The organism is Acinetobacter sp. YH12039, assembly GCF_013420015.1.
Lineage (GTDB): Bacteria > Pseudomonadota > Gammaproteobacteria > Pseudomonadales > Moraxellaceae > Acinetobacter > Acinetobacter amyesii.
Window position 1 is genome coordinate 11,459 of sequence record NZ_VOZA01000028.1, and the last position, 18,849, is coordinate 30,307.

Annotated in this window: 18 protein-coding genes; 13 read left to right on the top strand and 5 right to left on the bottom strand. The window is 42.5% G+C overall.

Annotated features, from left to right (window positions below):
* Positions 1–20 precede the first annotated feature (20 nt).
* The 6 genes from parE (at position 21) to urtE (ending at position 7,896) form a co-directional block, all read left to right on the top strand.
* Positions 21–1,901 carry a DNA topoisomerase IV subunit B gene (gene parE / locus FTT98_RS11855; protein ID WP_111885120.1) on the top strand — a complete coding sequence of 627 codons (1,881 nt, stop codon included), beginning with the start codon at positions 21–23 and terminating at the stop codon, positions 1,899–1,901.
* 373 nt (positions 1,902–2,274) lie between these two features.
* A complete protein-coding gene (gene urtA / locus FTT98_RS11860; protein ID WP_180041419.1) occupies positions 2,275–3,561 on the top strand; it encodes an urea ABC transporter substrate-binding protein in 1,287 nt (428 codons plus the stop codon).
* A gap of 95 nt (positions 3,562–3,656) precedes the next feature.
* Positions 3,657–5,291: an urea ABC transporter permease subunit UrtB gene (gene urtB, locus FTT98_RS11865; protein ID WP_180041420.1), complete on the top strand. Its 1,635-nt coding sequence runs from the start codon at positions 3,657–3,659 to the stop codon at positions 5,289–5,291.
* Between the two features lie 4 nt (positions 5,292–5,295).
* The gene (gene urtC, locus FTT98_RS11870) at positions 5,296–6,369 is read left to right on the top strand and encodes an urea ABC transporter permease subunit UrtC (protein WP_068532834.1); all 1,074 of its coding nucleotides are present in this window, start codon (positions 5,296–5,298) and stop codon (positions 6,367–6,369) included.
* Positions 6,366–7,187, top strand: a complete 822-nt coding sequence (gene urtD / locus FTT98_RS11875; protein WP_168379685.1) for an urea ABC transporter ATP-binding protein UrtD — start codon at positions 6,366–6,368, stop codon at positions 7,185–7,187. Before urtC ends, urtD begins: the two co-directional genes overlap by 4 nt.
* A 10-nt stretch (positions 7,188–7,197) precedes the next feature.
* On the top strand, positions 7,198–7,896 hold the full coding sequence (urtE, locus tag FTT98_RS11880; RefSeq protein ID WP_180041421.1) for an urea ABC transporter ATP-binding subunit UrtE: 699 nt from the start codon (positions 7,198–7,200) through the stop codon (positions 7,894–7,896).
* Positions 7,897–7,997: 101 nt separating this feature from the next.
* Here urtE and FTT98_RS11885 read toward each other — a convergent pair whose 3' ends face one another.
* On the bottom strand, positions 7,998–8,699 hold the full coding sequence (locus FTT98_RS11885) for a phospholipase D family protein (protein WP_180041422.1): 702 nt from the start codon (positions 8,697–8,699) through the stop codon (positions 7,998–8,000).
* Positions 8,700–8,978: 279 nt separating this feature from the next.
* On the opposite strand from FTT98_RS11885, the gene FTT98_RS11890 reads away from it, so the two are divergent.
* Complete coding sequence (locus FTT98_RS11890) at positions 8,979–9,461, top strand: DUF1877 family protein (RefSeq protein WP_180041423.1); 483 nt, start codon at positions 8,979–8,981, stop codon at positions 9,459–9,461.
* A gap of 17 nt (positions 9,462–9,478) precedes the next feature.
* Here the strand turns inward: FTT98_RS11890 and FTT98_RS11895 are convergent, their stop codons facing one another.
* Positions 9,479–9,979, bottom strand: a complete 501-nt coding sequence (locus FTT98_RS11895) for a GNAT family N-acetyltransferase (RefSeq protein WP_180041424.1) — start codon at positions 9,977–9,979, stop codon at positions 9,479–9,481.
* 101 nt (positions 9,980–10,080) lie between these two features.
* Positions 10,081–10,818 carry an outer membrane protein OmpK gene (locus FTT98_RS11900; RefSeq protein WP_180041425.1) on the bottom strand — a complete coding sequence of 246 codons (738 nt, stop codon included), beginning with the start codon at positions 10,816–10,818 and terminating at the stop codon, positions 10,081–10,083.
* 496 nt (positions 10,819–11,314) lie between these two features.
* Between FTT98_RS11900 and FTT98_RS11905 the strand changes: the two genes are divergently transcribed.
* From FTT98_RS11905 to FTT98_RS11925, 5 genes are all read left to right on the top strand, one after another.
* Positions 11,315–11,680: an HPF/RaiA family ribosome-associated protein gene (locus FTT98_RS11905; RefSeq protein WP_078190593.1), complete on the top strand. Its 366-nt coding sequence runs from the start codon at positions 11,315–11,317 to the stop codon at positions 11,678–11,680.
* Between the two features lie 128 nt (positions 11,681–11,808).
* The gene (locus FTT98_RS11910) at positions 11,809–12,351 is read left to right on the top strand and encodes an ankyrin repeat domain-containing protein (protein WP_180041426.1); all 543 of its coding nucleotides are present in this window, start codon (positions 11,809–11,811) and stop codon (positions 12,349–12,351) included.
* A gap of 14 nt (positions 12,352–12,365) precedes the next feature.
* Complete coding sequence (locus FTT98_RS11915) at positions 12,366–13,136, top strand: transporter (RefSeq protein WP_180022329.1); 771 nt, start codon at positions 12,366–12,368, stop codon at positions 13,134–13,136.
* 53 nt (positions 13,137–13,189) lie between these two features.
* Positions 13,190–14,986 (top strand): protein-disulfide reductase DsbD, encoded by a 1,797-nt coding sequence (dsbD, locus tag FTT98_RS11920; RefSeq protein ID WP_180135465.1) that lies wholly within the window; start codon positions 13,190–13,192, stop codon positions 14,984–14,986.
* A 2-nt stretch (positions 14,987–14,988) separates the two neighbouring features.
* Positions 14,989–15,657 (top strand): glutathione S-transferase family protein, encoded by a 669-nt coding sequence (locus FTT98_RS11925; RefSeq protein ID WP_180170909.1) that lies wholly within the window; start codon positions 14,989–14,991, stop codon positions 15,655–15,657.
* Between the two features lie 34 nt (positions 15,658–15,691).
* Here FTT98_RS11925 and FTT98_RS11930 read toward each other — a convergent pair whose 3' ends face one another.
* Complete coding sequence (locus tag FTT98_RS11930) at positions 15,692–16,885, bottom strand: GGDEF domain-containing protein (protein WP_180177401.1); 1,194 nt, start codon at positions 16,883–16,885, stop codon at positions 15,692–15,694.
* 255 nt (positions 16,886–17,140) lie between these two features.
* Between FTT98_RS11930 and FTT98_RS11935 the strand changes: the two genes are divergently transcribed.
* On the top strand, positions 17,141–17,710 hold the full coding sequence (locus tag FTT98_RS11935) for an FMN-dependent NADH-azoreductase (protein WP_180177402.1): 570 nt from the start codon (positions 17,141–17,143) through the stop codon (positions 17,708–17,710).
* Between the two features lie 87 nt (positions 17,711–17,797).
* Here FTT98_RS11935 and FTT98_RS11940 read toward each other — a convergent pair whose 3' ends face one another.
* Positions 17,798–18,709 (bottom strand): alpha/beta hydrolase, encoded by a 912-nt coding sequence (locus FTT98_RS11940; protein WP_180041428.1) that lies wholly within the window; start codon positions 18,707–18,709, stop codon positions 17,798–17,800.
* Between the last annotated feature and the right edge of the window lie 140 nt (positions 18,710–18,849).

The window sequence follows — 18,849 nt, forward strand, 5'->3', positions numbered from 1 at the left end:
AAAGCAGGGAATTTTGCAACGTGACGCAATATACGGCTCAATCACTTGAAGTTTTATCTGGCCTAGATCCGGTACGTCGTCGTCCGGGGATGTATACAGACACTACACGACCAAACCATTTGGCGCAGGAAGTGATAGATAACTCCGTCGATGAAGCGCTTGCAGGTCATGCCAACAAAATTACTGTGACGGTTTATAAAGATGGTTCTTTGTCGGTAGAAGACAATGGACGCGGTATGCCTGTTGATATTCATCCTGAGTATGGTCAAAGCGGGATTGAAATTATTCTGACCAAATTACATGCCGGTGGTAAGTTCAGTACCGATAACTACCAATTCTCAGGTGGTTTACACGGTGTGGGTATTTCGGTGGTGAACGCACTGTCAGATCGTGTTGAAGTGGAAGTTCAGCGTCAAGGCAATCTATATAAAATGGCCTTTGAACATGGCGTTCCTGTGGCACCGCTTGAGGTGTTGGAAGGTAAATGCGCTAAACGTGCAACGGGTACTACCGTGCATTTTTGGCCTGAAGCCAAATATTTTGATTCGCCTAAATTTGCGCTGAAAGCCTTAAAACACAATTTAAAAGCCAAGGCTGTTTTGGCGGCAGGCTTGCAGATTATTTATATCGATCAAATCAACAACGAAAAGATCGAATGGCAATTTGAAAATGGTCTGGTCGACTATTTGATGGATGAGCTACAAGACCGTGACATTGTGCCTGTTCCTGCATTTGTGGCGACTGGTGAAGCTGAACGTGCTAGTGCTGAATTTGCCATTTGCTGGAACGTTGAAGGCGGCGAACAGATTCAAGAAAGTTATGTCAATTTGATTCCAACTGCGCAAGGCGGTACACATGTCAACGGTTTACGTTCGGGTGTGACAGATGCGATTCGTGAGTTCTGTGAATTACGTAACTTGTTGCCGCGTAATATGAAGCTGTCTGCCGAAGATGTGTGGGATGGTGTCAACTTTATTCTGTCTTTAAAATTCCAAGAGCCACAATTTTCGGGTCAAACTAAAGAACGACTTTCAAGCCGTGAAGCCTCTAGTGTGGTGTTAAATATTGCCAAAGATGCCTTTGCACTGTGGCTGAATCAAAACTCCGATATTGCTATGCAACTGGCAGAAATGGTGATTGCCAAGGCCGGTCGCCGTTTAAAAGCTGCGAAGAAAGTTGAACGTAAAAAGATCGTTTCAGGTCCAGCCTTACCAGGTAAACTGGCTGACTGTGTGGGGCATACCTTAGAAGAATCTGAACTGTTTATTGTGGAAGGGGATTCAGCGGGCGGTTCTGCCAAGCAAGCACGTGATAAGAACTTCCAAGCGATCATGCCGATCCGCGGTAAGATTTTAAATACTTGGGAAGTGTCTTCAGACGAAGTTTTGGCATCGCAAGAAGTACATGATATTGCGATTGCGATTGGTGTAGATCCGGGCAGTGACGACTTGTCAGAACTACGTTATGGCAAGATTTGTATCTTGGCCGATGCCGACTCGGATGGTTTGCACATTGCGACTTTACTCTGCGCACTGTTCGTCAAACATTTCCATACTTTGGTTGAGGAAGGACATCTGTTTGTGGCGATGCCACCGCTGTTCCGTATAGATGACAATAAAGATGTGCACTATGCCTTGGATGAAGATGAACTGGAAAGCATCTTAAAGAAATGTAAAACCAAAAATCCTCAAATCACTCGATTTAAAGGATTGGGCGAGATGAACGCGAGTCAGCTGCGTGAAACGACTATGGATCCCAATACACGTCGTTTAGTGCAACTGGACTTGGATGACGTACAGTTTACTTCAGGTTTACTCGACAAATTATTGGCGAAGAAACGCTCTTCAGACCGTAAACACTGGCTAGAGCAGAAGGGTAATTTGGCCGATTTGGCGGTTTAAAATTGCAATAAGAAAAAAACCACGCAAGTGGTTTTTTTTGCTTTAAATTTAGGAAAAGCTGCATGATTTGTGTGCTAATACACCGTATTTTTTGAAAAACGTCGCAAAATTGTTCAATTATAGGTCAAGTGTTGGATACAAGTTTGTATGCATCTTTGCGGTGATTTTATGGTATTTGAATCGACCCATAAAAAATTAAAAGCAGATTTTATGATTGTAACTATATGAAAAATAATATTTAAAAATAAATAAAAGCACTCAATCAAAATAAAAAATAAGGCTTGGCACAGTTATTGAATTGCTCTGTTGTGATGAAAGACAACAAATGCATTTTAAAAATGTGAATTACAAGCTTAGGTTGGGAGTGTGAATAATGTTTCAACGCAATGTATTTGCTAAAAGTATTTTAGCGGCAACGATGACTGGGGCGATTGCTTTAACGGGCTGTTCAAAACCTGCAGAAGAAAAAACAGAAAGCGCTACATCAGAACCAAAAGCCGCTGTAGCAAGTGGCGATACTATTAAAGTCGGGATCTTACATTCGCTGTCAGGCACGATGGCGATCTCAGAAACTTCTCTAAAAGATACGGCCTTGATGGCGATTAATGAAATTAATGCCAATGGCGGGGTATTGGGCAAAAAACTAGAACCTGTGGTGGTGGATCCGGCATCGGACTGGCCACTATTTGCGGAAAAAACCCGTCAGTTGATTACCCAAGACAAAGTAGCCGTGATTTTTGGTTGCTGGACGTCGGTATCTCGTAAGTCGGTTTTACCCGTGGTTGAAGAATTAAATGGCTTATTGTTCTACCCTGTTCAGTATGAAGGTCAGGAACAGTCTAAAAATATTTTCTACACAGGTGCAGCACCGAATCAGCAAGCGATTCCTGCTGTTGAATATCTGATGAGTGAAGAGGGCGGTAAGGCAGAACGCTTTGTACTGTTGGGCACAGACTATGTTTACCCACGTACCACCAACAAAATCTTACGTGCATTCTTAAAGTCGAAAGGCATTGCCGATGCAGACATCATGGAAGAATACACGCCATTTGGTCATAGCAACTATCAAACCATTGTGGGCAATGTGAAGAAGTTTGCGGCAGGGAAAAAGACTGCTGTGATCTCGACCATTAACGGCGATTCAAATGTGCCGTTCTATCGTGAATTGGGCAACCAAGGCATCAAAGCTGCGGATATTCCAGTGATGGCGTTCTCTGTGGGTGAAGAGGAATTACGCGGTATCGATACCAAGCCGCTGGTAGGACACTTGGCGTCGTGGAACTACTTCATGTCGGTGAAAAATCCAGTGAATACTGAATTCACCAATAAAATGAAGCAGTATGCCGTGGAATACAAACTGCCAAATGCCGATAAATTTGTGACCAATGACCCGATGGAGGCTACCTATGTCGGCATCAATATGTGGAAACAAGCGGTAGAAAAAGCAGGAAGCACAGATGTCGATAAAGTGCGTGAAGCTATGGCCGGCCAAGAATTTAAAGCGCCATCGGGCTATACCTTGCAAATGGATGCGTCGAACCATCATTTGCATAAACCAGTCATGATTGGTCAGATCCGTGCCGATGGTCAGTTTGATGTGGTGCACAAAACCGCAAAAACCATTGCTGCAGAGCCATGGAGCCCGTACATCCCGAAATAATTCAATCCGAATGCCTGTTGCTATTGTGTAGCAGGCATTTTTTGATGTGATCCCTAGATGGGGTTGTTCTATTACTCAATAGGGATGCTTATAAGATGAAAAAATTACGCAATTTCCCGATCCTTTTTCTATTCCTGAGCCAATTATTCTGTCTGCAAATCGTGCATGCAGAAACTGCAGCGAATGTCGTGCCTACGGTGCAATCTGTGCAGCAAGGTGACGCCATTCAGCAATTTGTTCGCGGTAGTTTTACCGAGCGCCGCAGTTTACTGAATCAATGGCCGGGCGATATTGAATCCTTAGATCAGTTGGCCGCATTGGTTGAAAAAGACCAGTTATATAGTGGTCAAAGCGGTCAAACCTATATTTTAGAAACTGACGAAAAATTATTGAGCTATCCAGATTTGCAAACCGTGACGGATTGGCCTGCCGATTTATCTCAAGTCACCTTGGTGAATACCCTTCGTAAAGCCTTAACGTTTGCTCAAGCGAAAGAAAAGCTGCAATCGAATGATTTAAACCAACGTTTGAATGCAATTGATATTTTAGAAAATAACTTGGCTGAGTTGGATGTTAAAAATATTAATCAATTGTATTTAAATGAAAAAAATAACAAAGTTAAAGCCCGTTTAGCGCAGCTCAAAGCGCGCTTGGACTATCAAAATCCCGATGTTTTACAAAAAATACAGGCGGCCAAAGTGCTGCAAAATTCTAACCGTCCTGATGTGTTGGCGATGGTGGAGCAGGAATTACAACAAGCCAATTTGCATCCCGAGTTAAAAGCCGCACTGACAGAAGCCAAGAGCAATATTAAAACCCGTATTCAGGCCAGTGAATGGACTGGACATGTCTTTTCAGGTCTCAGCACGGCCAGTATTTTACTACTGGCGGCGTTGGGCTTAGCCATTACGTATGGTCTGCTAGGCGTGATTAACATGGCGCATGGTGAACTGATCATGATCGGGGCCTATACCACTTATGTGGTGCAAAGCCTGTTTAAGAGTTATCTCAGTAGCTATGTCGATTGGTACTTGATTGCCGCGATTCCTGCTGCATTTATTGTAAGTGCTTTGATCGGCATGTTGATTGAACGTACTGTTATTCGTCCCTTGTATGGCCGTCAATTGGAAACGCTATTAGCCACCTTTGGTGTGAGCTTAATTTTAATGCAATTGGTGCGTATGGTTTTTGGAGCGCAGAACGTTGAGGTGTCGAATATTTCATGGCTGTCTGGGGGCATTGCCGTGACACCGAGCCTGATGCTGCCTTATAACCGTATTGCCATTATTGGCTTTACCATTGCGGTACTCCTGTTGCTGGTTTACTTGCTGAATAAAACCCGCTTTGGTTTATTTGTTCGTGCCGTGACGCAAAACCGTCAAATGGCACAGGCCGTTGGTATACGTTCTAGCCGCATTGACATGATGGCTTTTGGTTTAGGTTCAGGGCTTGCAGGTCTTGCAGGCTGTGCCTTAGCACAAGTCGGCAATGTCGGTCCTGACCTAGGACAAAACTATATTGTCGATGCGTTCTTGGTGGTTGTGGTTGGCGGTGTTGGCCAAGTATGGGGCGCAGTACTGGCGGCCTTAGGTCTAGGTGTCAGTGGCACAGTGCTGGAAATCGGCATGGGTGCGGTCTTAGCGAAAATTATTCTACTGGTTCTTGTGATTTTGTTTATTCAAAAACGTCCACAAGGTTTGTTTGCCATCAAAGGCCGTTTTGTGGAGTAAGCGCATGAAAATCACTTCATTATTATCGGATAAACCCTATAGCGGTATGGCGATTGCCGTGTGCTTTGCCATTTTGCTGATTTTGCCTTGGCTACATGTATTGCCAGCCGATTCAGCACTGCATTTATCAGCGTATTGGGTCACGCTCATTGGCAAGATTATGTGTCTCGCATTGGTGGCATTGGCCTTAGATTTGGTTTGGGGCTATGCCGGCATTTTAAGCTTGGGGCATGGTTTGTACTTTGCCTTGGGCGGCTATGCCTTCGGCATGTATCTCATGCGTGAAGCGGCAGGCGATGGCTTACCCGACTTTATGCGCTTTTTGAGTTGGACCGAGCTACCGTGGTACTGGATGGGTACTGAACATATCGTGTGGGCATTGGCTTTGGTGGTTTTGGTCCCAGGACTGATTGCCTTCATTTTTGGCTTCTTTGCCTTCCGCTCAAAAATTAAAGGCGTGTATTTTTCAATTATTACCCAAGCCATGACCTTTGCTGCGGCGCTACTGTTTTTCCGCAATGAAACCGGCTTTGGCGGTAACAACGGCTTTACCGGTTTTAAAACCATTTTGGGTATGGATATTACCTCTGCACCAATGCGTGCAACCTTGTGTTTCCTCACTGCGCTGACTTTGCTGGTCTGTTTTGTCGGCTTACGCCACCTGATGAATAAACCCTATGGTCGTGTACTCGGTGCAATTCGTGACAGTGAAAACCGTTTGCAATATTTAGGTTACCGCACCTTATGGTACAAGCTCTCTGCATGGGTTTTGTCCGCAGTGATTGCAGGGATTGCAGGCGCTCTGTATGTCCCCCAAGTCGGTATTATTAACCCGAGTGAGATGAACCCTGTCAATTCGATTGAAATGGCGGTGTGGGTGGCTGCAGGGGGGCGCGGTACGCTGATTGGACCGATTTTGGGTGCAGGTTTAATCAATGGGGTGAAGACCTATTTCACAGTGGCTTATCCAGAGGCATGGTTATTGATTTTAGGTGCACTGTTTATTGTGGTAACGATATTCCTACCAAAAGGCGTGATTGGGCTATTAGAGCGGTTTAAAAAGGAGCGCAGCGAATGAATGATCAATGGGTTCAACCGCATGGCGGTCATGCTGCTGAAGGTTATGGACGACCAAAGGAGCAGGGTGCGGATTTCAGTCACGGCATTGCCTTGTATTTAGAAAAAGTCAGTGTCTGGTTTGATTCTTTCCGTGCATTAAATGATTTGTCGTTATATATCAAAGAAGGTGAGCTGCGCTGCATCATTGGTCCCAATGGTGCAGGCAAAACCACGCTGATGGATGTGATTACCGGTAAAACTCGCCCAACAGAAGGTTCGGCTTTTTTTGGGCAAACCTATGATTTGGCAAAAATGAGCACGGAGCAAATAGCAGAAGCCGGAATCGGTCGTAAGTTTCAAAAGCCAACCGTATTTGAAAATTTTACCGTGATGGAAAATCTGTTATTGGCTGCACCTAAAGATAAACGGGTGAAAAAGAGTTTTTTCAGCAAACTCGATCCAGATGCGCAAAACGCCTTGGACGAATCTTTAGCACAAATCCGCTTAGAAGAATTGATCCATAAACCGGCAGGGCTGTTGTCACATGGTCAAAAGCAGTGGTTAGAAATAGGCATGCTACTAATGCAGCGTCCAAAATTGATTTTGCTGGATGAACCTGTAGCAGGAATGACCGATGCTGAAACAGAGCGTACCGCAGAGCTGTGTTTAGAGTTGAAAAAGAACCATACCCTTGTTGTGGTTGAACATGACATGAGCTTTATTGACACCATCAGTGAAAAAGTCACCGTGTTGGCGCAAGGTGCGATTTTGGCCGAGGGTACATTGGCCGAAGTCCAAGCCAATGAAGATGTCATTGAAAAATATCTTGGACGTTAAGGAGCAGACCATGTTAGAAGTCAAAGACGTCAATCAGTTTTATGGTGGCAGTCATATTTTAAGAGATGTGACATTTGCCGCTCCCGTGGGTGCGTGTTCAGTGGTGCTCGGGCGAAATGGTGTGGGTAAAACCACCCTCTTAAAATGTTTAATGGGCATTTTACCGATCAAGTCTGGGCAGATCTTACTGGATGGCAAAGACATTTCTAAACTGAGTCCAGAGCAACGTGTACGTGAAGGCTTGGCTTATGTACCGCAAGGACGGGACATTTTTTCAACCTTGACCGTTGAAGAAAATATTTTGATTGGGATGGCAAAATTTAAAGGCGCTAAAACCCGAAAAGTGCCAGAACATCTCTATGAGATTTTCCCCGTATTGGATGAAATGAAACATCGTCGAGGTGGAGATTTATCTGGTGGTCAGCAGCAACAATTGGCGATTGCCCGTGCGCTCGCTTCCGAACCACGGGTATTGATTTTAGATGAACCGACCGAAGGCATTCAGCCGTCGATTATTAAAGACATTGGTCGTGTGATTCGTCAGTTAGCCGATAGCGGAGAAATGGCGATTGTTTTGGTTGAACAGTTTTATGATTTTGCAGAAGAACTGGCAGATGAATATACCGTGATGGCGCGGGGGCAAGTGATTGCACAAGGTGTCGGTAGTGAAATGCCCAAAAAAGGCATTCGGGAACTGGTGGCGATTTAGGTTGTTTAATACCCTCTTTTGCTCCATATTTTGGGGCAAGAGAGGGGGGAGGTATTTTACTCACGGCTGTAATGCTTAAAGGGAGGAAATTTTTATGTGGATTAAAGTTCAATGTTTTCAGGCCAAAGAAAATAGCCACCATATTGATTGGGCTTGAATTCTCCTCCAATGAATTTACCTGAATCTGTAAGCGTATGCTTACCTTCTGCTTTTTCTTCAAGTAACCCTTTACTCACCAATAGTTCTAATAATTCAGGGGTTTTTAATTTGTGCTTTGCGGCGAGTTTTGAACTGGTTAATTTAGATTGTAAAAGTGATTCTTCTTCAATTTTTTCAATATTAGGTTTTTCTGCTTTCACCTCATCTAAAGTAATGCGTACTTCATCGCTGATGCGAATAATACGTTGGGCTTCTTCATAGGCATCTTTAAAGACTTCATCATCTTCGTATTTACGAACTAAAATCCCCATTTCATTGTTATTTACTTGGCTAAACTCATAAAGATTTAAACTTGAAATAATGCATTCACCTTCATTTAAATAGCACTTTGCATGCAAATTTTTACAAAAGCTCACGCGTACATAATCCAGTTTTTGCATCCATTTTATTTCATCTGGATGTAAGTCACTTTTACCGTAGACAATACGAATATCAATTTTCATACGGTCTTTATCTTCAAGAAGCTCTTTAATACGGTCATTTAAACGTAAATAGGGGCTGATTAAAATCAAACGCTCTTTGGCATTTTTGATTAATTCTTCAAGAAAGAAGTTAGTGCCACTGGTATTTAAGAATTTTGCCATTTATCCCCCTGATTATTTTCGATAATTTTAAATTTTAGCGCATAAAATTCATACTGTGGAATAATTCGCTTTTAAACTTTAGACATGCATTCGTTTTTTGAAAGCAGGTGATTTAATTGAACTGGCGATAAGCATAGGAAGGGTGAATTACTTAGGATTTCAGCAGGAATAGATTGGGAAAAGAATGAATTGAATAAATCAGATGAAATACAAAAAATTGTATAATTATTGCTCAATAAAAGTTAATCTTAACTAAATACATAACAAGAAGATAAGAATATGGACGCGATATTATATTTGATCCCACCGAATGATTTGGAAACACTGATTTTAGAAGCAGAAACCCCTCAAGATGTCTTGGATTCACCCTTTGTACAACACTCCTTTTTTTTAGGGGAGGCATGGCAAGAGTTGAATCCATTATTAAGCGTGAACAGGGATTCAGCTGCGGCACTGAATTATGCCATTCAGGCAGAACATCCATTGTCAGAGCGACGACCGGGACTGAGCCTTGCAGTGCATTACAATACTGTAGTTCGCGTTGCAGAAATCCATCAGGCATTACAACAGTTAAGCGTGGATGAAATCAAAAAACGTTATTTGGTCACGATTGCAGAAACCGCACCTGAGCAAGAGCTCAAATTGGCCGAATTAAAACTGCTTTTTTTACAGTTACAAGACCTTTATCGTGATGCGGCGCGTCATAATTTATCGGTGCTGAGTGTGATTCAAGATGGTATTCGTTTGGATAAATTACCATAAACACAGCTCAACACGGGCTATAACTGAAGTTGCATCAGGACGAGATCACGCCATTCACCAAACTTTTGTCCCACTTCAGGCATATAACCTGTTTGCTTAAAGCCTAATTTTTTGTGTAGGGCAATCGAGGCGCTATTGCCGTGGTCAATGCCTGCAATCATGACATGCATATTTTGGCTTTTGGCATGCTGAATCAGATGTTCTAATAATTGCTGACCAAGACCGAGTCGAGCATAGTTTGGGTCAATATAGACAGAGTGCTCAACAGTATGTCGATAGCCAGCAAAATGACGGAATGAACCATAGTCAGCATAACCCGCGATTTGATGCTGTTCTTGATCTTCAATCACCACAAAAGGAAAATTTTGCTTTTGAAAATCCAGCAATTTCTGTTGAAAAGAGTCAAGGGTATAAGCTTGATCATTCCATGTCGCAAAGCCGTTGAGAACTTCATGATTATAGATTGCGAGAATGGCCGCTAAGTCTTGAGGAATTGCAGGTCGAATGAGAAAAGACATGCGCAAATTTCTGATAAAAATAAAGTCAATTTAAAAACTTAGGCAGAAAAAAAGCAAGGAGATGAACCTTGCTTTTTTCTTCATAGTGTTCTGAGTCGAACTTAGAAGTGGTATTTCACCAATGCGCTGACATCGTTTTGGTCTACGCCTTTAATACCAAATTTGTTGTTCCAAACTGAATGTTCGATACCAACATATAATTTAGTTTTTGGTGAAATGTGTTTACCCAGATTCCATTTGTACTGAGATGTCCAGTTTAATTCACTTGCATGGTCTGCTTCAGCAGTAGACCAGTCTAGGAAGGCATCTGCTAAAAACTCTTCTGAACCTAATTTGAACGGCACTGCATAAGTGATTGTCATTTGATAATCATCTTTAGTCTTGTCGTTTGCCGCTTTATAGAAGTTCACATTTGCATATTGTGTATATGGAATATCGAGAGAGAAACCTACACCGTACAAGAAGTTGTTAAATTCAGAGTTGTGGTGATCGTAACCCGCATTATGTTCCCAAGTCGTTGCAATCAGAACGTCTTTGATCGGACCCATAGAAAGGTCTTTACTAGAAACTTCACCTAAGCTTAGACGTGGCGCTAATTCTGCATAAGTTGATTGATCATCGTTACCATCCAATTGTTGGTCAACGAAGAAGAATACATCTGAATACTTCAGTTTCGCTGCATATTCGGCTGTGATCGTTGTACGGTCTTCAGTACCAACTTCATAGTTTTCACCATATAAGCCAGTTAAGCTGAAATCTTGCCATACGATAGGTGAAGCTTGAGTGAAAGCAGCAGCAGATGCTAATGCACATGATGCAACGATTTGTGTAAGTTTCATTAAAAAATATCTCCCCCCGAGAAGCACTGAAAGCATACAGATTATTAAGCAAAAATAAAGCCAAATTTTACTCAACGGCAAAATTGTTTTGTAATTTGAAGGGGAAATACGCTGTGAATGATCAATGACGGTAAAAGCGAGATTTTGAGTTTGAATGGAATTGTGCAAATAGATGGTGGACGTCGAGGAAATGCACAAAAATATGACCCAAATCAATTAAAACAATGCAAATCTACAATAAAGTCTTACTTTTTGTATGGATATTAAAAAAATATCAAAATAGCACTTGCAAAATTCTAACTTAAGACCGATATTCGAAGTATAAGGACACGGATCTGCAGACTCTAAAGTGTTCATCATTCAATGTGGAGGACGACGTTCCATACAAAGTTGAAGATGGTCATTGCTGTAACATTTACAGCAAATGTAACGTGCCAAGATAATAAGTTTTGCACAAATTTTTATAGCTAATACAGATAGATATGAGGATGATATTATGAACATTGAAATCCGTACAGATAAAAACATTATAAACAGTGATCGACTAATTACATACGTTCGTGCAGAACTTAATGAAGAATTTCAGCGCCATAGTGAACGCATTACCCACTTCTCGGTGCATTTAAGTGATGAAAATGGGGACAAGGGCGGCAGCGATGACATTAAATGTATGATTGAAGCGCGTCCAGCGGGTTTGAAGCCTGTCGTGGTCAACCATCGTGGTCATAATGTAGATACAGCTATTCACGGTGCAATTGATCGACTTAAACGTAGTCTTGAACATGTGTTCGAAAAGAAAGAGAACCCACGCAGTACGCAACCTGCTTTTGCTGAAGCAGATGACAGCGTAGACGACGAATAAGTCTCAAAATTTAAAAAAGCCCTGCGGGGCTTTTTTTGTGTGTTTTGTATTTTGTTTTACATGAAATTCAAACAAACGCAGCTTTATTCGGCATAATAGATCAAAATAAATTGAAGTGAGCTTTCCAGATGTTAACAGCGCAACAACAGCTTTTTGTGCAAGCGTTAGAAGAACAAGATCTTGCACAGGTGCAACGCCTGTTGGCAGATGGTCTTAATCCAAATTTTATCGACTTTGAAAAAGGACCTGCGGTTTCTGTATGGTCTGATGGTTTGTTTAAATGGTGGGAAATGGTTTGCGAAGCATATGAAGCAGGCCAACCTTTAACAACAGAACAGAAAACACAACATTTAGACGTACATATGCAAATCTTGGAAGCGCTGATTCAAGCCAAAGCCAATGTGCATTTATGGGATGCTGAAGAAATTTATGGTCCATTATGGGACGCCGCGAGTGCAGCATGTGTCCCTGCGGTACAGCGTTTATTGGATGAAAAAGTGAATCCAAATATGATTGATAGCGATGGTTTAACCATTTTATCGTCGATTAGTGAATTATTTTTTGACTGTGATTTTGACGCGGTAAATTGGTCAGAAGCATTGGAAGAAGAAAAACAAACCTTGGAGCTTTTGCGTAGCCATGGCGCAAAAATGACCAAGGAATTAGCATAATTGTGAGTAAAAACATGACTGTATTTAAAGTTTTAAGCATTGCAACATTATCTAGTTTGAGCCTGTCTGCATTTGCGGCGGATTTTTCATTTGACCGTCCGGGCGCGGGTATGGGCACAGGCATTACCCCTGTAGGTCGTTTGGCATGGGAACAAAGTTTGCCAGCAGCGAGCTATAGTGAAAGTCGTGATGAAAATGGTGAAAAAGTAAAAAACACCACTTTAAATGCAGATATGTTGTTCCGTACTGGTTTGGCAAAAGATTTGGAATTGCAATTGGGTTGGCAAGGTCCGGCATGGTCTAAAACCAAAGTTGCGGGTCGCTCAGTTGAAGACGATGGTTTGGGTGATGTCAGCATTGGTCTGAAAAAAGCCATTGATTTGAATGATGAGAAATTGTCGATGGCTATTCTTGCTGAAGCGATTATTGCAACAGGCAATGAAGGTTTTAGTGCTGAGGACGATATTTATAGTCTGACTTCCGCTGTGGCTTATGATTATAGCGATACAATTGGGACTTCAATGACCATGCGTTATGAAGTTCAAGATGGTGATTGGGCTGTGAGTGCCATTCCAGGAATGGAATATCAAATTGCGGGTAATTTATCGGGTTTTTCTGAGCTGGTTTATCGCAAAGCAGAGAGTACGGATCAGGAAGTGTCTTTGGCTTCCGGTCTAACGTATGCCGTTTCGGATCGTATGCAGTTGGATGCGAGCGTCGGTCTAGAACTCACTGGCGGTCATAAAAATTATCAGTCAGGTTTGGGTGTATCTTACCTGTTCTAAAAAAACCTAAATTTTAAAACGTATAAATACAGACTGAGGATGAATTCAGCTGAATGAAACAATGGACTTATGTTGCGGCAGCGGCTGTGCTGTCGTTCAGTATGGGCGTCTCTGCTCAGGATGCATTACTTTCAGCTGAAGATGCTTTTCCTTTCTCGGTCGTCTCCGATCGTGCAGATCAGGCGGAGCTGAGTTGGGATATTCCAGCGCATTATTATCTGTATCAGCACAAAATAGAGGTGAAGCAGGGCAATCAAGTTTTGGCTTTGGATTTGCCTGCTGCTGAGGATTTAAAAGACGATAACTATGGTCATACGCAGGTGTATTACCAACAGTTGAGTTTTAAAATTCCAACTCAAAAACTGCAGACTTATCAAGTCAGTTGGCAAGGCTGTGCCAAGGATCGGGTGTGTTATCCACCACAGAGCATCAGCTTTGAAACGGATGCTTCTGGTTTGGTCACACAGCAAAATCTTACCAGTCCAAATAAACGCTTACTCGATTTTGCAGCAGAAAATACTGCCGAACAGCCTACGGCGAATCGTTTAGATCAGCAGCGGGCAGATAATGCTGCACTGGCTTCTGATCGCTATACCGCAAGTGACCAAATGTGGTCTGAAAAATTAGCACAAAGCTCCATATTTTATGGCCTTTTCCTGTTTTTTGGCTTGGGTTTTTTGTTGGCCTTTACCCCTTGTTCATTGCCAATGCTGCCGATTTTAACCTCACTGATTGTCCGCGACAGCCGAGGTTTAAAAGCATGGATGATTGCACTGACTTTTGTCACCAGTATGGCGATGGTGTATGCCATTCTCGGCTTGGTGGCGTCGTCTGCAGGTTTGAATTTCCAGCGTTGGTTGCAACAACCCTCGACCTTAATTGCCTTTAGCGTACTCTTTGTGGTTTTTGCCCTGAATTTATTTGGTTTATTTGAACTGAAATTGCCACGCAGTTGGGTCAATCGCTTAGACCAAGCTCAGTCGATGCAAAAGGGCGGTAGTCTCGTTGGCGCTGGGGTCATGGGGATGATTTCAGCATTACTGGTCGGTCCTTGTATGACAGCACCGTTGGCAGGCGCATTATTATTTATTTCCCAAACCCAAAGTCAGTGGCAAGGTGCGTTATTGTTATTCACCCTCGGCTTTGGCATGGGGACCCCGCTATTGTTGGCCAGTGTCCTTGGCTCACGGGTATTGCCTAAAGCGGGTTTGTGGATGAATCAAATCAAGGTGCTCTTTGCTTTCATTATGTTGGCATTGGCTTTGTATTTTATTCGACCATTGATCAGTGAAGCTTGGTTACAGTGGTTATCCCTTGCTCTGGGTCTGGTGTTTAGCGCTTATGTGCTTTGGCGCATTTTATGGCGCAGTACTCAGCTCAAATGGTTGTATATCTTGGTGTTCTGTGCCGCCGTACCTTATATTGTGTACAGTCAATATCAACATAGCCAACGTTTTTTAGTCGAAGAAAATCAACAACAAAGTGCTTGGCATGTGGCACATACAGCGGAAGAGTTTCAACGTTTATTAAGTGAAATTCCTCAAGGTCAATCCGCAATTATTGATGTCTATGCCGATTGGTGTGTGGCCTGCCAGCCGATTGAACATAAAGTTTTAAAATCGACAGTAGTGCAACAGGCTTTGGCACCGTATTATTTAATTAAGTTGGATTTGAGTCAGTATGATGCAACCCATCAAGTACTGCTTAATCAATGGGATATTTTAGGGCCACCGACCTATTTATTTTTAGATACAGCGCATCAAGAGATACGTGGACTGCGTTTGACGGGCGCTTTTAGTGAGAAAGAATTGCTAGCGCAATTGGAAAAATTTAAATCGCGTGGAGAATAAAAATGATGCAATTATATATTGCCAATAAAAACTATTCGACGTGGTCTATGCGACCGTGGTTGGTGTTACACGCGTTTAATTTACCCTTTCAAGAGATCTTGATCCCTTTTTCTGAAGAAGCAGATGGCGGAGCGTTCAAGCAGCAAATGTTAGCCCTACATGCCAATGGCAAGGTGCCCCTACTGCAACATGACGCTGTGATGATTTGGGACTCATTGGCGATTTGTGAATATTTGGCAGAGCAGTTTCAAGAGCTTCCACTGTGGCCCAAAGATCCCACACAACGTGCATGGGCACGGAGTATTTGCGCGGAAATGCACAGTAGTTTTATGCAATTGCGTAGCTTATGCAGTATGAATCTGCAGGCGGATTATGGTCGTCATGGTCAGATATTATGGTCCGAACATGCTGAATTGCGTGCTGAAGTGACTCGAATCGAGCAGATTTGGTCGAGTCGTACTGTGGTGGATGGCTTTCTATGCGGTGAGTTTAGTATTGCTGATGCGTTTTTTGCACCCGTGGTAACACGTTTACAGACCTTTCAGTTACCCTTGAGTGACAACACACGTCGTTATATGCAAAAGATTTTGCAGCATCCTTCTGTGGAGGCATGGATCACGGCTGCTCAACAGGAACAGCCAGTCCGTCGAATGGAACAGTATCCACGTTAAAAGCTCAACGACGCATCTGAGCTGTAGAAAAGTTTTAAACCAAATGGCTAAAGCTTTGTTGTTCGGTGTAGGCCATCACCATGTTGCGGCCACCAGCTTTAGCTGCATATAGCGCCTGATCTGCATGGGTCAGCAATTGTTGCGGTACCAATTCTGGCGTAGAAATCGCAATGCCAAAACTGGCTGTCACATGAATTGACTGACCATCATGTCCCCAAATTTCAAGCTGCTCAATGGCTTTTCGACAGCGCTCTGCAATGAATATCGCTTGTTCTAAGTTAGAATTTTTTAGCACCAAAATAAACTCTTCCCCGCCAAACCGCCCAACCACATCACCACCGCGTAAATGTTGGTTTAATACTTGGCTGACGAGAATCAAGGTTTCATCGCCTTTATCGTGTCCGTATTCATCATTGATGCGTTTAAAATGGTCTAAGTCCAACAAGACCAGTGCATATGTATCTGTTTTAGCACTATCGAGCTGTTCCAGACATTGATTGATACTGCGTCGATTAAATAAATTGGTCAGTGGGTCGACTTGACTGAGTTTTTGAATCAAATGCTCACGGTGACGCCATTGGCTCAGTAAGATTTCAAATAAAGCCAGACAGGTTAATAAAATAGGAACAATGAAAAAGATCATTGAGAAGAGCCAAAAACTATTTTGATAGCCATAGGCATGAGGTTGAAAAATCGGGGCATAGGGAATAATGCCGCGAATACTTAAATACATGCAAATGGATAAAAAAATCGTGGCTGGAATCAGCATGCTATAGACGATTTTTCGTGTAAATAGTACCAATCCAACGGTCACTAGGCTCACGTAGGAGATCATGGTGGCTGGACTCATGACGCCAATTAAATAACCGTCACGACATAAAGAAATGACAAATAAGCCGACCGAAAGATAAGGTAAAATCAGTTGAATCTTGGGTTTATCTTTTCCAGCATAACAAGGCCAAATTAGCAGTACCATTAAGCTAAAAAAGACGATGTTGGTCCACAATTGAGAGTGGATGAGATCAAGGTTAACCCACTGCCAAAGTTCAGGTGTAAAAGAAATATATAATTTCCAAATAATCCAAAGCAGATGAATGGCTGAGCCAAGCATCAGCATGAGCATACACTTTTTCAGGATACTCCAATTCATGACCACTTCATCTTCCAGTAAATACTGGGCGATTCTATTGCGAAGGATCCTGTCACGTATGCTTGATTTCACCGTCATCCTGTGTCATTGCCCTGTTCGAGTTATCAGTTTTTTTTCTTAAAGTTTATATAGATATCATTTTATAGGCTTACATTAGCATGAAAATTTACACTTGATAACGGTCAAGAACCGCTCAGTAATTTTAAATTTTTTACGAGTTTAAAAAGATTGTTCTAAAAATAAAACATAGTGTCATAAGGATCGGGATTATTCTATTTATGAAAAGTGATTACACTAGGCTCAAGTTAATAACAACAGCTTTAGGTTTTAGTCATGAAAATTTTGCATATTGATTCAAGCATCATGGGCGACGCTTCAGTTTCGCGTCAACTTAGCGCTGAAATTGTACAACAGCTACAGCAAAAACATGGGGATGCTGCACAGGTTCAGCATCTCGATTTAGCTGTACAGCAGATTCCACATCTCAGCAGTGAAATTTTGATGGGTCAGAATGCAGAACAATCGGCTTTAGGCGAGCAGTTGTTACAACAGTATTTAGATGCCGATGTGGTTGTGGTTGGTGCTGCTATGTATAACTTCGGTTTGCCATCAACTTTGAAAGCATGGATCGACCGTATCAGTGTTGCAGGTCGTACCTTTAAATATACAGAACAAGGTCCAGTGGGCTTGGCAGGTGACAAAAAAGTTTATATTGCCAGCAGTCGTGGCGGTGTGTATGGCGATAACAGCCCTGTAGATTATCAAGAAGGTTTATTAAAAGCCGTGTTTAATTTCACAGGTGTCAGCGATATTGATGTGATTCGTGCCGAAGGTGTCAATATGGGACCAGATATGAAAGCACAAGCAATGGCGAAAGCTCAGGCTCAAATTCAAGCCATTTAACAGATTGAAATTTCCCTCTTAGGTCAGCATCTGCTGACCTTTTTTTGTGGTGACTTTGATCCGTTTCAGGGAATTAGTTTTCAGGGATTAATCCTGATCCAGTCGGTGTGAAAAATCGGCTAAATCACTCAGTGCACGCTGTCCTTCTTCAAACCATGGGCTAAACATCTGGAAGTTATGCCACATGCCAGTGTACAGCTTAAATTCGACATCTAGGCCGGCTTCTTCTGCTTTGACTTTAAAACGCTGCGCATCATCCAATAAAATTTCTTTAGAACCCACTTGAATATGAATCGGAGGTAGTCCTTTGAGCTCTGCAAAAAAAGGCGAGACCAATGGATCAGCTCGATCGACCGAGCGTGGTACATAATAATCAATGCCTGTTTCAAGGGCTTCTATGCTTAACAGCGCATCATGCTTACGGTTATAACGCAAAGACTCACTGCTCAGCGTCAGGTCTAAAAACGGTGACATCAACACCAAACCACTGACTTGTGGAAGTTGGTCCTGTTGAATTTTAAGGGCTAAGGCAAGCGCCAAGTTTGCACCACAAGAGTCGCCTGACAAAATAATATCTTTGGCTTGAACCCCTTGATCTAATAACACCGCATACACATCAAAAAGGGCATCGAGTGCTTCAGGGAACTGTGCTTCAGGGGATAAAGGATAATCCAAATGTAACACTTGCATTTGCGTGCGTGCCGCAACTTGAGTCAGAAACGCCCGATGTGTGTTCATCGAACCCAAGAAAAATGCGCCCCCATGAATATGAAAAATGAGTTGGGTCGATGCCTGTTGAGGTTTGATTTCTTCGGCTTTTAAGCCGGCTAAGCGAATAGGACGAATTTGTACATCCGGGTTTTGAGGAAATGCACGACACATTTGTTCCAAAGCAAAACGTAAAGTATTGGGCGGTAAATTGAACTGGCTCGGTCCACGAATTGTGGTTTTTAAAATGCTTTCTGTAATCAGTTGTTTCGTCAGTGGTGATATCTTCATTGTCTTTCCATCTTTTTCTATTTTTGGAATCGTGTGAGCATATTTACCAACACAAATTACAAGGTTACACTAAACGGTCACATACAAAAATTGATAAATTGTTGTGACTTTTGGATACTAATGTCGTCTATATCAGACCA

Excerpts from the sequence above, each read along its gene's own strand:
- urtA (WP_180041419.1), top strand. The coding sequence starts at position 2,275 with ATGTTTCAACGCAATGTATTTGCTAAAAGTATTTTAGCGGCAACGATG.
- urtB (WP_180041420.1), top strand. The coding sequence starts at position 3,657 with ATGAAAAAATTACGCAATTTCCCGATCCTTTTTCTATTCCTGAGCCAA.
- urtC (WP_068532834.1), top strand. The coding sequence starts at position 5,296 with ATGAAAATCACTTCATTATTATCGGATAAACCCTATAGCGGTATGGCG.
- urtD (WP_168379685.1), top strand. The coding sequence starts at position 6,366 with ATGAATGATCAATGGGTTCAACCGCATGGCGGTCATGCTGCTGAAGGT.
- urtE (WP_180041421.1), top strand. The coding sequence starts at position 7,198 with ATGTTAGAAGTCAAAGACGTCAATCAGTTTTATGGTGGCAGTCATATT.
- FTT98_RS11885 (WP_180041422.1), bottom strand. The coding sequence starts at position 8,699 with ATGGCAAAATTCTTAAATACCAGTGGCACTAACTTCTTTCTTGAAGAA.
- FTT98_RS11890 (WP_180041423.1), top strand. The coding sequence starts at position 8,979 with ATGGACGCGATATTATATTTGATCCCACCGAATGATTTGGAAACACTG.
- FTT98_RS11895 (WP_180041424.1), bottom strand. The coding sequence starts at position 9,979 with ATGTCTTTTCTCATTCGACCTGCAATTCCTCAAGACTTAGCGGCCATT.
- FTT98_RS11900 (WP_180041425.1), bottom strand. The coding sequence starts at position 10,818 with ATGAAACTTACACAAATCGTTGCATCATGTGCATTAGCATCTGCTGCT.
- FTT98_RS11905 (WP_078190593.1), top strand. The coding sequence starts at position 11,315 with ATGAACATTGAAATCCGTACAGATAAAAACATTATAAACAGTGATCGA.
- FTT98_RS11910 (WP_180041426.1), top strand. The coding sequence starts at position 11,809 with ATGTTAACAGCGCAACAACAGCTTTTTGTGCAAGCGTTAGAAGAACAA.
- FTT98_RS11915 (WP_180022329.1), top strand. The coding sequence starts at position 12,366 with ATGACTGTATTTAAAGTTTTAAGCATTGCAACATTATCTAGTTTGAGC.
- dsbD (WP_180135465.1), top strand. The coding sequence starts at position 13,190 with ATGAAACAATGGACTTATGTTGCGGCAGCGGCTGTGCTGTCGTTCAGT.
- FTT98_RS11925 (WP_180170909.1), top strand. The coding sequence starts at position 14,989 with ATGATGCAATTATATATTGCCAATAAAAACTATTCGACGTGGTCTATG.
- FTT98_RS11930 (WP_180177401.1), bottom strand. The coding sequence starts at position 16,885 with ATGACGGTGAAATCAAGCATACGTGACAGGATCCTTCGCAATAGAATC.
- FTT98_RS11935 (WP_180177402.1), top strand. The coding sequence starts at position 17,141 with ATGAAAATTTTGCATATTGATTCAAGCATCATGGGCGACGCTTCAGTT.
- FTT98_RS11940 (WP_180041428.1), bottom strand. The coding sequence starts at position 18,709 with ATGAAGATATCACCACTGACGAAACAACTGATTACAGAAAGCATTTTA.